Source organism: Corynebacterium sp. 32222D000AT (genome assembly GCF_053546955.1).
In genome coordinates this window covers 99,869-114,163 of record NZ_JBPPVW010000007.1, presented here as the reverse complement: position 1 = coordinate 114,163, position 14,295 = coordinate 99,869, and the positions used below count along the sequence as shown (strand labels likewise).

At 65.9% G+C, this 14,295-nt stretch carries 12 protein-coding genes; 5 read left to right on the top strand and 7 right to left on the bottom strand.

What is annotated here, in order from left to right; all coding sequences use genetic code 11:
- The first annotated feature begins 82 nt into the window (after positions 1 to 82).
- From ispG to map, 3 genes are all read left to right on the top strand, one after another.
- A complete protein-coding gene (gene ispG, locus ACEE23_RS06210) occupies positions 83 to 1,246 on the top strand; it encodes a flavodoxin-dependent (E)-4-hydroxy-3-methylbut-2-enyl-diphosphate synthase (protein WP_070769459.1) in 1,164 nt (387 codons plus the stop codon).
- A gap of 74 nt (positions 1,247 to 1,320) precedes the next feature.
- On the top strand, positions 1,321 to 3,180 hold the full coding sequence (locus ACEE23_RS06205; protein WP_448872435.1) for a penicillin-binding transpeptidase domain-containing protein: 1,860 nt from the start codon (positions 1,321 to 1,323) through the stop codon (positions 3,178 to 3,180).
- Positions 3,181 to 3,256: 76 nt separating this feature from the next.
- Positions 3,257 to 4,126, top strand: coding sequence for a type I methionyl aminopeptidase (gene map / locus ACEE23_RS06200; protein WP_448872437.1), 870 nt, complete (start codon positions 3,257 to 3,259; stop codon positions 4,124 to 4,126).
- A 103-nt stretch (positions 4,127 to 4,229) separates the two neighbouring features.
- Here map and ACEE23_RS06195 read toward each other — a convergent pair whose 3' ends face one another.
- The 4 genes from ACEE23_RS06195 to ACEE23_RS06180 form a co-directional block, all read right to left on the bottom strand.
- Complete coding sequence (locus tag ACEE23_RS06195) at positions 4,230 to 4,628, bottom strand: hypothetical protein (protein WP_368519127.1); 399 nt, start codon at positions 4,626 to 4,628, stop codon at positions 4,230 to 4,232.
- 42 nt (positions 4,629 to 4,670) lie between these two features.
- Positions 4,671 to 5,069: a hypothetical protein gene (locus tag ACEE23_RS06190; protein ID WP_368519128.1), complete on the bottom strand. Its 399-nt coding sequence runs from the start codon at positions 5,067 to 5,069 to the stop codon at positions 4,671 to 4,673.
- A gap of 341 nt (positions 5,070 to 5,410) precedes the next feature.
- Positions 5,411 to 6,820, bottom strand: coding sequence for a mycothione reductase (gene mtr, locus ACEE23_RS06185; protein WP_368519129.1), 1,410 nt, complete (start codon positions 6,818 to 6,820; stop codon positions 5,411 to 5,413).
- 89 nt (positions 6,821 to 6,909) lie between these two features.
- A complete protein-coding gene (locus tag ACEE23_RS06180; RefSeq protein ID WP_368519130.1) occupies positions 6,910 to 7,959 on the bottom strand; it encodes an alpha/beta hydrolase in 1,050 nt (349 codons plus the stop codon).
- Between the two features lie 211 nt (positions 7,960 to 8,170).
- On the opposite strand from ACEE23_RS06180, the gene mqo reads away from it, so the two are divergent.
- Positions 8,171 to 9,673 carry a malate dehydrogenase (quinone) gene (gene mqo, locus ACEE23_RS06175; RefSeq protein ID WP_368521233.1) on the top strand — a complete coding sequence of 501 codons (1,503 nt, stop codon included), beginning with the start codon at positions 8,171 to 8,173 and terminating at the stop codon, positions 9,671 to 9,673.
- A 130-nt stretch (positions 9,674 to 9,803) separates the two neighbouring features.
- On the opposite strand, the gene ACEE23_RS06170 is transcribed toward mqo, so the two are convergent.
- Both ACEE23_RS06170 and ACEE23_RS06165 read right to left on the bottom strand, forming a co-directional pair.
- Positions 9,804 to 11,270 carry a protein adenylyltransferase SelO family protein gene (locus ACEE23_RS06170; protein ID WP_448872439.1) on the bottom strand — a complete coding sequence of 489 codons (1,467 nt, stop codon included), beginning with the start codon at positions 11,268 to 11,270 and terminating at the stop codon, positions 9,804 to 9,806.
- Positions 11,271 to 11,289: 19 nt separating this feature from the next.
- On the bottom strand, positions 11,290 to 12,156 hold the full coding sequence (locus ACEE23_RS06165; protein WP_368519133.1) for a PhzF family phenazine biosynthesis protein: 867 nt from the start codon (positions 12,154 to 12,156) through the stop codon (positions 11,290 to 11,292).
- Positions 12,157 to 12,207: 51 nt separating this feature from the next.
- Here ACEE23_RS06165 and ACEE23_RS06160 point away from each other — a divergent pair, with 51 nt between their 5' ends.
- On the top strand, positions 12,208 to 13,500 hold the full coding sequence (locus tag ACEE23_RS06160) for a DUF4921 family protein (RefSeq protein ID WP_368519134.1): 1,293 nt from the start codon (positions 12,208 to 12,210) through the stop codon (positions 13,498 to 13,500).
- 18 nt (positions 13,501 to 13,518) lie between these two features.
- Here the strand turns inward: ACEE23_RS06160 and yaaA are convergent, their stop codons facing one another.
- Positions 13,519 to 14,283 (bottom strand): peroxide stress protein YaaA, encoded by a 765-nt coding sequence (gene yaaA, locus ACEE23_RS06155; protein ID WP_368519135.1) that lies wholly within the window; start codon positions 14,281 to 14,283, stop codon positions 13,519 to 13,521.
- Between the last annotated feature and the right edge of the window lie 12 nt (positions 14,284 to 14,295).

Sequence of the window (14,295 nt, the reverse complement as noted above, 5' to 3'; positions counted from 1 at the left end):
TCCGCAAGTGCCGGCCCGCAGCGGGCAGGCGCCCGCGGAGGGGCGAGGACAGGCCGGCAAATCAGACAAGCAAGGAGCGTGCATGTCAACCTCTATTGGTCTCGGCATCCCCGAAGGACCGCCGCCTACCCTGGCCCCGCGGCGCAAGACCCGCCAGCTTTCCGTCGGCCCCGTCGGCGTGGGCTCGGAGCACCCGATCTCGGTCCAGTCGATGACCAACACCAAAACGCACGACATCAACGCCACGCTGCAGCAGATCGCACAGCTGACCGCGTCCGGCTGCGACATCGTGCGCGTCGCCTGCCCGAAGCCCATCGACGCCGAGGCGCTGCCGGCCATCGCGAAGAAGTCGCCGATCCCGGTCATCGCGGACATCCACTTCCAACCGAAGTACATCTTCCAGGCCATCGAGGCCGGCTGTGCCGCGGTCCGCGTGAACCCCGGCAACATTAAGGAATTCGACGGCCGCGTCAAGGAGGTCGCGCAGGCGGCCGGGGACGCCGGTATCCCGATCCGTATCGGCGTCAACGGCGGCTCCCTGGACAAGCGCCTGCTGGAAAAGTACGGCAAGGCCACCCCGGAGGCCCTAGTCGAGTCCGCCATCTGGGAGGCCGGCCTGTTCGAGGAGCACGGCTTCGGCGACATCGCCATCTCCGTTAAGCACTCCGACCCGGTTCTGATGGTGGAGGCCTACCGCCAGCTGGCCGAGCAGACCGATTACCCGCTGCACCTGGGCGTGACGGAGGCGGGCCCGAAGTTCATGGGCACCATCAAGTCCTCGGTGGCCTTCGGCTCCCTGCTGTCCCAGGGCATCGGCGACACCATCCGCGTGTCCCTGTCGGCTGACCCGGTGGAAGAGATCAAGGTGGGCGACCAGATCCTGCAGTCGCTGAACCTACGCCCGCGCAAGCTGGAGATCGTCTCCTGCCCGTCGTGTGGTCGCGCCCAGGTGGATGTCTACACCTTGGCCGAAGAGGTCACCGCCGGCCTCGACGGGATGGAATTCCCGCTGCGCGTGGCCGTCATGGGCTGCGTGGTCAACGGCCCGGGCGAGGCTCGCGATGCCGACCTGGGCGTTGCTTCCGGCAACGGCAAGGGCCAGATCTTCGTCAAGGGCGAGGTCATCAAGACCGTGCCGGAAGACAAGATCGTCGAAACGCTGATCGAGGAAGCTCAGCGCATCGCTGAGGAAGAGGGCATGGAAGCCGTCGAGGGTGCCAAGGCCGAGGTCCGCGTCACTAAGTAACAAATTGGCCTAGGCCGGCGCGAAAGATGTGTTGGTCACGGCCCGCAGCCACCGCTTGAGTAATGTTTGCACATATGAAAAAGGCGGTGGCTTTGCTGTGCGTAACAGCGTTAGGTAGTAGCGGGGTAGTGGCCTGCACGCCGAAGCCTCCCTCAGTCGAGCCCGTCGCCGAGGAGGTCTTCACGGCCCTCGAGGAAGGCGACCCGCAGTCCCTGGACGGGCTGGTCGACAACGCCGCGGCTACGCAACAGATCTTCCAGGAAAGCTACGACGGTCTGCAGGCCGAGGGCGTGGACTTCGAGCTGGCCGGCGTCAACAGTCACGATCCTGGCTACGCGACGGTGGATTACTCGGTGACGTGGACGCTGCCGCGGGACCGGCAGCTGCAGTACGACACCCAGATGGCGCTGACCAAGTCCAACGACGAATGGACCGTGCGTTGGCAGCCGTCGATGATTCATCCCAAGCTGGGGGCGAACCAGCACCTCGAGCTGCGCGCCATCGAGGCCGAGCGGGCCGGGGTGATCAGCTCGGACGGGGTGGAGCTGCTCAAGCCGGGCACGGAGTTCCGCCTGCTGGTAGACGGCGAGAAGACCACCTCGCCCCGTGGCCTGGCCGCGCGGATTTCCGATGCGGTCTCCCGGGCCAAGGCCGAGGATGAGACCGTCGGCGATATCGACGCCAAGGAGCTGGCCAAGACGCTGGAGGACAACACCGGCACCTATTCGGTGGGAATGTACAGCGAGGCGGCCGGCAAGATCCTGCAGGAAGAGCTGGCCGGGGTAGACGCGGTCCGGCTCAACGAGGAACCGGCGCTGGTGACCAAAGACCCTGGCTTTGCGCCGGATATTATGTCGCGCGTGCGCTCCCTGGTCCAGGACGACGTGGACGGCAACAACGGCTGGAGCATCGCCGTGGTCAACGAGCACGGCGCGGCGCTCAGCGACGTCGAGCGGCACGCCCCGGAGCCGGCCCCAGCGCTGAAGGTGGGCATCGACTATGACGTCCAGCGCGCCGCCCAGGAAGCCGTCAATGCCCGCTCGGGGCAGGAAGCCATGATGGTGGCGATGCGCCCCTCGACGGGCGAGATCCTCGCCGTCGCCCAGACCCCGGAGGCCGACAAGAAGGGTGATCTGGCCCTGCAGGGCCAGTACCCGCCGGGCTCGGTATTCAAGATCATCACCGCCGGGGCGGGCGTCGTCCACCAGGGCCTGGACCCCAGCACGATCGTGCCGTGCCCCGGCACGATGGATATCTACGGCCGCGTGGTGACCAACTACAACGGTTTCGCGCTGGGCGATGTCCCGCTCGAGCGGGCGTTCGCCCAATCGTGCAACACGACCTTCGCCGATATCTCCACCAAGCTGGACCCAGGCGAGCTGAAAGACATGTCCAAGTCCTTCGGCCTGGGCATCGATTACGAGGTGCCGGGGCTAAACACCATCACCGGCTCGGTCCCGGCGGGCGAGGAGCCGCTGGAGCGCACGGAGGCCGGCTACGGCCAGGGCCTCGACCTGGCCAGCCCGTTCGGTATGGCGCTGGTCTCGGCGACCGTGGCGGCCGGCAAGCGGCCGGTGCCCACCCTGCTGGCCGGCCGGGAGACCAAGGCCAGCGAGGACGTCAACGGGCCGACCCCGGAGGTCATCGACAAGCTGCGGCAGATGATGCGGGCGACGGTGACCAACGGTACGGCCTCCGGCATGCAGGCCGGCGGGGAAATCCACGGCAAGACCGGCGAGGCCGAAATCAACGAGGGCTCGCACGCCTGGTTCACCGGCTACCGCGCCGACGACGATATCGCGTTTGCCACCCTGGTGGTCCTGGGCGGCGGCTCGGAGGTCTCCGTGGCGATCACGGACAGCTTCTTCCAAAAGCTGGATCAGTACCGCGCCGAGCCGGATCCGGACACCCCGCCGGCCCCGGCCGAGAACTAGCGCGCGCCGCCGACAACGCCCGCGACGCTCGAACCCGGCGGGTCGCGCAGGCGTCATGGGGACTACGATGGAGACCATGACTAACCGCGGAAAACTGCAACCTGGTAAAGAAACTCCCGTGCGCACGGTCGATGAGTCCATCGAGCGCCCCGAATACGTCTGGAAGGACACGGTCCAAGAAAATATCGGGGAGCCGTTCGTCCAGACCCCGGAGACCATCGAGGCCATGCGTGAGGCCTCCAAGATCGCGGCCAACGCCCTGCAGGAGGCCGGCAAGGCGGTCGCCCCGGGTGTGACTACCGACGAGGTCGATCGCGTGGCGCACGAGTACATGTGCGACCACGGCGCTTACCCGTCGACCCTGGGGTATATGAGCTTCCCGAAGTCGTGCTGCATTTCTCTTAACGAGATTGTCTGCCACGGCATCCCGGATAGCACCGTGATTGAGGACGGCGACATCGTCAACATCGACGTCACCGCGTACAAGAACGGTGTGCACGGCGACACCAACGCCACCTTCCTCGCCGGCAACGTCTCCGAGGAGCACAAGCTGCTCGTTGAGCGCACCAAGGAAGCGATGATGCGCGGCATCAAGGCCGCCAAGCCGGGCCGCGAGGTCAACGTTATCGGCCGCGTCATCGAGTCTTACGCCAAGCGCTTCGGCTACAACGTCGTCGAGGACTTCACCGGCCACGGCGTGGGCCCGACCTTCCACAACGGCCTGGTCGTGCTGCACTACGACTCCATGGCCTACCGCAACGTCCTGGAGCCGGGCATGACCCTGACCATCGAGCCGATGATCAACCTGGGCTCCCTGGATTACGACATCTGGTCCAACGGCTGGACCGTGCAGAACAAGGACGGCAAGTTCACCGCCCAGTTCGAGCACACCCTGGTCATCACCGAGGACGGTAACGAGATCCTCACCCTCCCGGACGAGAACTAAGCACCCTTCCTCCCCGCCGGCGCCCACGCCAAGCGGGGAGAAGACACAAAAAGGCGCCGGCCCCACAAGGGGACCGGCGCTTTAGCGTATTCGAGTTAACGCTTTACTTGAACAGGCCGTCGAAGATGTGGCCCGGCAGGATGCCGTTGAACACAGCGTAGTTGTAAGCAGCGATCAGGCCGCCAACCAGGGACAGAACGCCGCCGGCGATGGTGGCGTCGCGGAACAGGACGTCCCACTTCGGAAGTTGGTCGTTCTCGACCTTTTCCTGGCCGAGGGTGTCAACGCCGGTAGCCTGGTGTTCATCCTTAACGACGGCATTGCCATTCTCATCCAGATCCCAAGCGCCCAGGTCCTTGCCCCACTTGGAGGACAGGGAGCCGATGGAGCTGGACTTGGTCTCCTCGGAGACGTTGTCCTCGGCGGAGGCGATGGCGGTGCCGGAGAAGGCGACGGTCAGAGCGGTGGCGGCAGCAACAGCTGCGGTGCGGAAGTTACGCATTTTAGTTACCTTTCAGGGAAACGAGTTGAGCTGAGTGCTGTCTTAGCGGGAGAACGGGCCGTACTTGATGAAGTTGTCCAGCGGGCCAACGATCATGCCCAGGGCGGTGCCGATGCCGCCGGCGATCAGCAGGCCGTACAGAGCCTTTGCCCAGTTCGGGACCTCGGAGAAGTCCTTGGAGGAACCGAAGATAGCAACAGCGTTAGCCGGCTTCTCGCCCTCGAGGTTCAGACCGGTGTTGATCTTGGAGGACAGGCTCGGGGTGTAATCCGGCTTGGTTTCGTCCTTCTCAGCACCATCGGTGGTCTTCGGGTCGTGCTGCTCGACGTTGACGTCGTGGTCGCCCTGGTTAACGGTGGTCTCAGCGGTAGCAATGGAGGTGCCGCTGAAGGCTACAGCAACGGCAGTGGCGCCAGCGATGGCTGCTTTGCGAATACGCATATTAATTCCTTAAGAGAGGTCGTAACGTGCAAGGCTTCCCTCGTGGAAACCCATTGTGTTTTGTGACAATTCCAGCAAACTGCCAGATTACACTCGGTCCCCGGACAGTGGCTGGAGCTGGTGTCAAAGACGAATGCTAACGGATATGGTGCGCAAATGCAGCTTGTTCACACTAATTGGGGGAGGAAAAACTATCAGTCTTCTCCAAGCTTAATAAACTTAAATTCAATTAAGGACAACTGTTTCACCCTAAAGTCCCCGCTATGCCGATGCCGGTGTGACTACTGTGACGAGTGGTGAAGTAGTCGCACCGGCGGCCCGGATGAATATTTTGGGAAAATTTAGGAAAAATCTAGCCCCAAAAGTGCGTTCTCGGTGAGCTCCGGCAGAGCCGGGTGGATCCAGTACTGCTTCGTGGCGACCTCACGTACGTCCAAGCCGAAGGCCATCACGGTGATCATCTGCTGGATGAGGGTGGAAGCCTGCGGGCCGTAGTAGTGCGCGCCCAGCAGCTGGCCGGTGGCCTTGTCCGCAATCAGCTTGCAGATACCGGTGTGGTCCTCCATAGCCCAGCCGTAGGCCACATCGCCGTAGTCCTGGACCTTGACGGTCACGTCGTAGCCCTGCTCGCGGGCGGCCTCCTCGGTAAGGCCCACGGTGGCGATCTGCGGGTGGGTGAAGATAGCCGAGGGCACCAGGTCGTGGGGCATCGGGTGCATGTCGTCCGGGTGCAGGATGTTGTGGCGCACGGCCTTGGTCTCCGCGTTGGCGACGTGCTTGAGCATGTACGGCGAGGAGACGTCGCCGAGTGCCCACACTCCGTCTGCGGTGGTGCGGCCGTAGTCGTCGACGGCAATGCGCCCGTCCTCGCGCATCTCGATCCCGGCAGAGTCCAGGTTCATCTGGTCGCCGTTGGGCACGCGGCCGGTGGCGATGAGAATCTCCTCGGCGGTGATGGTCTGGCCGTTGTCCAGCTCCAGCTCCACACCCTCGCCGCCTTCGCGCAGGGCGGTGCCGTTGGCGCCGGTGATGACCTCGAAGCGCTCCTTGGCCTGCTCGTTAAAGCGGGTGGACAGGTCCTTGTCGAGGAAGCGCAGAAGCTCCTCCGAGCGGTTGACGATGGTGACCTGCGTGCCCAGCCCGTCGAAGACGTGGGCAAATTCCATGGCGATGAACCCGCCGCCGACGATAATCAGCGACTTCGGCTGCCGCTCCAGGCGCATGATGTCTTCGTTGGTGCGGTAGCGAACCCCGGAGTTCGCGTAGACCTCGGGGATAAGCGGGCGCGAGCCGGTAGCGATGATGATCTGCTCGCCACTAATCGTCTTGGCCTCCTCGCCCTGGCCGGTGCGAATGGTCTTGGGGCCGACGAAGCTGGCGTGCTGGTCGTAGACAGTAATATTCGGGGTCTCGTCTCCGCGGCGGTAGGCCTCGCCGCCCTCGGCGATCTTATCGATGCGCTGGTGGAAGACGCGGTCCACGATGGAGTCCCAGTCGACGTTGTCCACGTGGGCCTGGATACCCAGCTTGTCGGCCGTGCGGGTGCCGTAGGCGGTATCGGCGGCGTAGACGTACATCTTCGTCGGGATGCAACCGACGTTCATGCAGGTTCCCCCGAAACGGCCGGACTCGACGATGGCGATGGACTTGTCGTCGAATTCCGGGGTAGGGATAGAGTTGCCCGAACCGGCGCCGATGATGATGAGGTCGTAGTGGGCATCGACAGCCGGGGCAGCGGCGGACTGGGTCATGGATTTTCTCCTTATATAAATAGTGGGGAAGTGGGGCCTTGCAGGGCGGGGGCCTCGGGGAACCGGGGGACGGAAAGTCCTCTTAAGTACTAGTGTGCCCGTGCTAGCCAGCGGGAGCTAATCTCAAAGGCCTCGCGGCGCGCGGGCGGCAGCGACAAAAAGACTTCGTGTCGGGCGCCCAGGATCGGACAGACCGTAATGTCTTGGCCCAAGAGGGGAGCCCAGTGGACGGTCTGGGAGACATCGACGACGGCATCGGCCGTGTCCGTCTCCGGCGAATAGGGCTTACCCAGCCGCGAGCGGGTCGAGCACAACACTAGGCCCGGCACGCCGATATCGATGGCCCCTTGGTGGATCTGGTCTTGGCCGGCAATGACCCCGCGCAGCCAGCCCAGGTACTTCTTGTGCCCGGACAGCGGCTTCAAGGTGGTGTCGTAGTCCCACTCGCCGTAGCGGGAGGCGTGGATGGAGTCGCCGAAAGCGCTCAAGCCCCCGCCGGGGAAGGCCACCTTGGGGAAGGCCTTGCCGATGGCGTTGATGACCGGCTTGGCGGCCCGCAGGACAGGTCGCGGCACGCCCATGATGTCCAGCCACGGGCTATTGAAGATAGCGGAGGATACTCGCGCGTGTGCGGTGGGCTGGGACGTGCGCAACCGGTCCAACCAGAGCGGCACGATGACCCCCGCCGTCGAGTGCGCGATAGGAGTGACATCGGGGTGCGGGCCGCAGATTTCTTCCAAGGCCGCGTCGAGATCGGCGTAGTATTCCTCCATCGCCGCGGCGTAATGCCAGGTTTGGCCCTCCCGGCGGGAGCGGCCGCATTTGTGTAGATCAATGGCGTAGAAGGCATAGCCGCGGTCGTGGAAATAGCGCGCCACGTGTGCCTGGAAGAAGTAGTCTGTCATCCCGTGTACCCACAAAAGGGCTGGGCGGGTAGTGAACTCTTCGTCCTTTTCGGCCCCCGCAGGGGTAGCGGCGGCGCCGGCCGTAGCTGCCCCATCCGGGCCGGGGTAGTACCGGACGAGGGTGGCGCACAGGTCGCCTTCGCCCAGCGGATCGGGGCCTAATTCGAGGGTGCGGGCGGAAAATCCCGCGCCCAAGCGGTCCGGGTGCCAGTGGTCGGTTTGGTTCACACTCATGCCCCCAACTTTAGGCACAACTGGGCGTCAATCGCGCGATTGGCGGGGCGTCAGTACAAATCGCCGGGCTACCAGCGTAGGGTTGTAGACAACGCGTTTGCCTGGGGCCGCGAAGCCGGTGACCCAGGCACTGCGCTGCGAAAGGATCGGATAGCCCCTTTTGCGAAACTTTGACCACAATCATGTTGAATATGAAGAGGTAAGTAACAAGGTGTCCCCCGCAAAAAACGTCGTCCAAGCCGTTGACGAGGTAGACGTAGCACTCGTCGGCGCCGGCATTATGAGCGCCACCCTGGGTGCGATGCTCCGCGAGCTTGAGCCCAGCTGGACCCAGATGGTCTTCGAGCGTCTCGACGCTCCGGCCGAGGAGTCCTCCTCCCCGTGGAACAACGCCGGCACCGGTCACTCCGCGCTGTGTGAGCTTAACTACACCCCGGAGAAGAACGGCCGCATTGATGCCTCCAAGGCGATGAACATCAATGAGAAGTTCCAGGTCTCCCGCCAGTTCTGGTCCCACCAGCTCAACAACGGCATCTTGACGGACCCGCGGGAATTCATCAACCAGGTTCCCCACATGTCCTTCGCCCAAGGCGAAATCCAGGTGGACTACCTGCGCCGCCGCTACGAACTTCTCAACAAGAACCACATGTTCCCCGAGATGCAGTTCTCCGCGGATGATTCCGTCTTCGCAGAGAAGCTTCCGCTCATGGCCCAGGGCCGCGACTTCAACTCCCAGAAGGTCGCCATCTCCTGGACCGACGTGGGAACCGACGTCAACTTCGGTGCCCTGACCAAGCAGTTCCTCACCGCCGCCAAGGCCGCCGGCACCGAGGTCCGCTACGGCCAGGAGGTCTACGACCTCAAGCGCGACGGTGGCGTGTGGAAGATCTACTCCAAGAACCGCCACACCGGTGATACCCAGATGACCAAGGCGAAGTTCGTCTTCGTCGGCGCGGGCGGCTACGCCCTCGGCCTGCTGCGCAAGGCCGGCGTCCGCGAGGTTGCCGGCTACGCTGGCTTCCCGGTCTCCGGCCTGTGGCTGCGCGCCACCAACCCGGAGCTCATCCAGCAGCACCAGGCCAAGGTCTACGGCAAGGCTAGCGTCGGCGCCCCGCCGATGTCCGTGCCGCACCTAGACACCCGCGTCATCGACGGGGAGAAGGGCCTGCTGTTCGGCCCGTACGGCGGCTGGACCCCGAAGTTCCTGAAGAAGGGCTCCAACCTGGACCTGTTCAAGTCCATCCGCCCGGACAACATCCCGTCCTACCTGGGCGTGGCCGCCCAGGAGTTCGGCCTGACCAAGTACCTGGTGCAGGAGGTCATGAAGGACTTCGACGACCGCATGAAGTCCCTGCGCGAGTACGTGCCGTCCGCCGACCCGAACGACTGGGAGACCATCGTGGCCGGCCAGCGCGTCCAGGTCATCAAGCCGGCCCCGGCCCCGCGCTTCGGCTCCCTGGAGTTCGGCACCACGCTGATCAACAACCCGGAGGGCAACATCGCCGGCCTGCTCGGCGCTTCCCCGGGCGCTTCCATCGCCCCGGCCGTCATGCTGGAGCTGCTGGAGCGCTGCTTCGGTGAGCACATGATCCAGTGGTCCGAGAAGATCTACGAGATGATCCCGTCCTACGGCGAGAAGCTGACCAAGAACCAGAAGCTCTTCGACGAGATGTGGGAGTTCACCCAGAAGACCCTGAAGCTGGACCAGGCCTAAGCCTGTTAGCTGAAGACGGCTTCTTTTAGCAACAAGCCCCGCCACGGCGCTACGCCGTTCGGCGGGGCTTGGTGTTTCTTCGGGTGGTGAGCTCGGCTGCCCACGGAGTGGGGCCGCGGATGCGGCGGCCCTAGGTCCCGCAGTAGGTCAGGTAGTTCTCCAAGCCACCCGGGTCGGGCTGGGTGAGCAGCTCGCGCTCGTTGTCCGGTAGCGCGTCCACGCCCGCGTCCGGGTCGGTCAGGGCGGCCACTAGGCGCTCGGTGGGGGCGAAGTTACCGTCCGCGGCGGCGTCCAGGGCATTTTCCACCGCGCGCGGGCGCGGGATGAAACGCGGGTGGTGCTGGTCGAGGCGCGCGGCATCCGGGCCGGCGGCCAGCCACTCGTCTACCCATTCCGTCTCGCCCAGCGCGTCGGCCAGGCGCCGGGAGGCCGCAGCGTCCCCGCCGGCGGCCGCGGCAAGCTCGCGGTGGCAGGTGCACAGATCCGGTTGGTTTTCGGCGAGCAGCTCGCGCCAGCGCCGCACCAGCGCGTCCGGTGCGTTATCGGAAAGTCCCAGGGTCTCCCGCCGCGTGTAGGCAGTGGCGTAGTCGCCGAAGTGCTCGCCGAAGCTATCGACCTCCTGCTGGGCTACCTCGGTCGCGCGGTTGGCATCCTCGCCCAGGATGGGAAGCAGGGACTCGGCCAGGCGGGTCAGGTTCCAGCCCAGGATGTTGGGCTGGTGCCCGAAGGCATAGCGGCCGAAGCGGTCGATGGAGGAAAAGACCGCGTGCGGGTCGAAGCGCTCGCCGAAAGCGCAGGGGCCGAAGTCGATGCTCTCGCCGGAGATGGTCGTGTTGTCCGTGTTCATCACGCCGTGGATGAAGCCGGTCTCCTGCCAGCGGACGACGGTGGCTATCTGGGCTTCCATGACCGCGCGGTAGAAGTCCCGGTAGGGCTCGGCGGAATCCGCCAGGGCGGGGTAGTGCCGCCGGATGGCGTAGTTCGCCAGCGAGCGGGTGGCCTCCGGGCCGCGCAGCTGCGCGTAGTGGAACGTGCCCACCCGCAGGTGACTGGCCGCCACGCGGACGGAAATGCCGCCGGGCAGGGCGCGCTCCCGGGCCACGGGCCGGCCGGTGGAGATGACCGCCAGGCAGCGCGTGGTGGGGATCCCCATGGCGTGCAGGGCCTCGGAGAAAACGTACTCGCGCAGCATGGCCGGCAGGGTGGCGCGCCCGTCCGCGCCCGGCCGGGAAAACGGCGTCCGGCCCGAGCCCTTGACGTGCAGATCCCGCAGGACCCCGTCCGCGTCGCGGACCTCGCCCAGCAGCAGGGCGCGCCCGTCGCCCATGTGCGGGTTGAACTGCCCGAACTGGAAGCCGGCGTAAGCCATCGCCTGCGGAGGCTGGTCCGCGGGGTTGCCGCGGCCGCACAGGAAGGTAATGCCCTCCGGGCTGGCCAACCACTCCGGGTCGAGGCCGAGACCAACTGCCAGCGGCCGGTTGAGCAGCACCAGGCGCGGGTCGGGCTGCTCTTCGCCCCAGCTAGCGCGCACGAAATCAGGCAGCGCCTGGGCGAAGTCGGCGGTTAGTTCGGTGCCGTTGCCTAGATCAAAGGTCATGGGCCCAGCCTAACGGGATTTAAATATCCACGTGGCCGGCGATCCGCACCGTGGCGCGGCCGCCCACCCAGAGGTCCTCGCCGGTGTCGCGGATCTCCACCCGCCCGGCGCGGCCGCGGCACGTGCCCTGGCTGACCCAGTACTCCGGTCCCACTGCCCCTTGGGAGCGCAGGAACTGGGCAGCCCCGCCGTTGAGCGAGCCGGTCACGGGATCCTCGTGGTCGGGCGTGAACGCCCGGATGACATAGGCCGGGGAATCATCCTTGTCGTCGTCGCTGTGGTCGACGTTTTCGCTGTCCTGTCCAGTCATGCCCACGACGCCCAGCTTGTGCGGGGTGGTGGGGCGGAAGGTATCGATGGCGCGCACGGCGGCGGCATCGGCGAGCTGGACCATGCGCCAGCCCGGGCCGTTGTCCACCCAGGCGTGGGAGATGACCGCGGCCGGGTCCACGCCGATTGCACGACAGCTGTCGGCCAGCTCTTCCTCGCTCAGCGGGCCCTTTTTCTGCAGGGGCGGGGTGGCGAAGAAGAGGGGGCCGTCGCCGGCGGCTTCCTGGCGGATGGGGATAAGGCCCGCGGCACATTCCTGCGTTAGCCGGCCGGGCTGGCGCGGGGTGCCGCCGAAGGCGAGCCAGGCCCGCGCGCTACCCAGGGTGGGGTGTCCGGCGAAGGGAAGCTCGGTGTGCGGGGTGAAAATCCGCACCCGGTAGTCCGCCTCCGGGGTGGTCGGACGCAGCAGGAACGCCGTCTCGGACAGGTTCGTCCAATTGGCTATGGCCTGCATCTGCTGGTCGCTTAGAGCGTCCGCGTCGGCGATGACCGCGAGCGGGTTGCCGCTAAAGGCGGTGGTGGCAAAGACATCGGCTTCGCAATATTCGTGGCGCATGGCGGCGATCTTAGCGCGTCGGCCCGCGCGATCCCGCCTAAGGTAGAGGGCATGAACTTGCCGTTGTTTTCCCGCGTCGAGCCCATCCAGACCATGGTCGACGGCACCATCAAACAGGTCAACCCCTTCTCCGGGACGGAGGTGTGGACGGTGCCCGGCCGGGGCAACCGCCCCTTGGCCACCACCAACGGCACGCCTCACCCCGCCGAAGGGGACGACGATAAGCGCTGCGCCTTCTGTACTGGGCGAAAGCTGGAAACCCCGCCGGAAAAGGCACGGATCCTGGCCGACGGGACCATCGTCCGGCACGCCATGCCCGCGGAACTCGACGCGACGGCACCGTTGTTTAGGCGCGTGCCCAACCTGTTCGAAATCGTCTCCTACGACTACTGGCGCGCCAACTACGGCTACCGCATGGACCCCGCCACCGCCGCCCACCAGGAGGCTTACCTCGCGAACCCGGAGGGCCGCCGCCACGTCGAGGCCATCATCGCGGCGAAGGCCAAAGCCAGCAGGCAGGACCTGCCCCGCGGGGAGGAGGAATTCCAGGCCGCGGCCGCGCCGTTTTTCGGCGGCGGGCACGACGTCATCATCGCCGACCGGCACGTGGACTCCGCCGGCGGGCTATTGTCCTCCGGGCGGCTGACCCCGGACGAGCACCTGCGGATGATGCAGCTGTGCATCGACTCCATGCGGGATCTCTACGAGCACAACCGGTACGTCTCCTACGTGGCCGCGTTCCAGAACTGGTTGGCGCCGGCGGGGGCGTCGTTTGAGCACCTGCACAAGCAGCTGGTGGCCATCGACGACCGCGGCATGGCCTCCCAGCGGGAGGTTCAGCTGCTGCGCTCCCACCCGAACATGTACAACGAGTGGGCGGTGGGATACGCCGCGAAGCACAACCTCGTCATCGCGGAGAACCAGCACGCGGTGCTTTTCGCCGGCTTCGGGCACCGCTACCCGACGCTGGAGGTCTTCTCCAAGTCCGCCATCGGCCGCCCCTGGCGCCAGAGCGCCGAGGAAGTGCGGGCGGTCAGTGACCTGGTCCACGCGGCCCACGCGGCGGTGGGCCCGGCCGTGGCTTGCAACGAGGAATGGCACCACCAGCCCGTCGACGTGGCCGTGCCGCAGCCCTGGCGGATCCTCATCAAGCTGCGCATCTCGACGCTGGCCGGCTTCGAGGGCGGCACCAAGATCTACATCAACACCATCAGCCCGTGGGGCCTGAAAGACAAGGTGCTCGACGCGCTGACTACCGCCCACGCGGAAGGCCGGGTAGCCCCGGATATCCGCCTCGGCGACGAGTGCCGCACCGAGCACAACTGCCTGCGCTACAGCCTGTAAGGAACAGAAGGCGGCGGGCTAGACCACGAGCGTGAGTTCCCCGGCGGGCCGGCCGGTGGTCGCGGGCAGCTCCACCGTGAAGCCGGCACTGCCCAGCAGCTCGGCCACCCCCTCGGCATCGCTGGCGGGCTGCTCAGCGCCGGCGAGCTCGCGCGCGGCCAGGCCCTTGTAGTGCTTGTTGAAGTGGCTGACCACCTTGCGGCTGCCGTCCGGCTGCACGGATTCTACGCGCAGCGTCAGCGCACCGGGCACCGGGCCCAGCTGCTTGTAGGCTCCGGAGCGCAGGTCGATGATGAGCTCGCCGTCTTCCTGCAGAGCGCGCAACTCGTTGGTGATGGCCTTGCCCCAGCGCTTCTTCATCGTGGGCGCGGCCTGCCCGGGCTGGGCGCGCCGGGGCAGCTTGGTCGAGCCCGACAGGCGGTAGTGCGGGATGAAGTCCCCGGCGCGCACGACCCCGAACAGAGCCGAGCCGACCGCCAGGCGCTCGAGCGCGGCAGGCGGCAGGCTGGCCGGCTCCAGGGCGTCGTAGAGCACGCCGGTGTAGCGGTAGAGCGCCGGGGTAGTGGGGGTGGTGAAAAGCTGTTGGTTCGCCTCCGCCGACGCCAGGAGCTTTTCGGAAATGCCCAGCACGCCGAGGGCCTCGCGGGGCTCGAGCGCGCTCAGATCCGCGGCTATGTCCTGCCGGATTTCGTTCAGCGCCGGAAAGGACAGGGAATCCAGATTAAGGGGCGCGCCTTCGCCGCCGGTCGACTTCGTCTCTGAGGGAGGGAGGATCATGAACATAGCTTTAGGGTA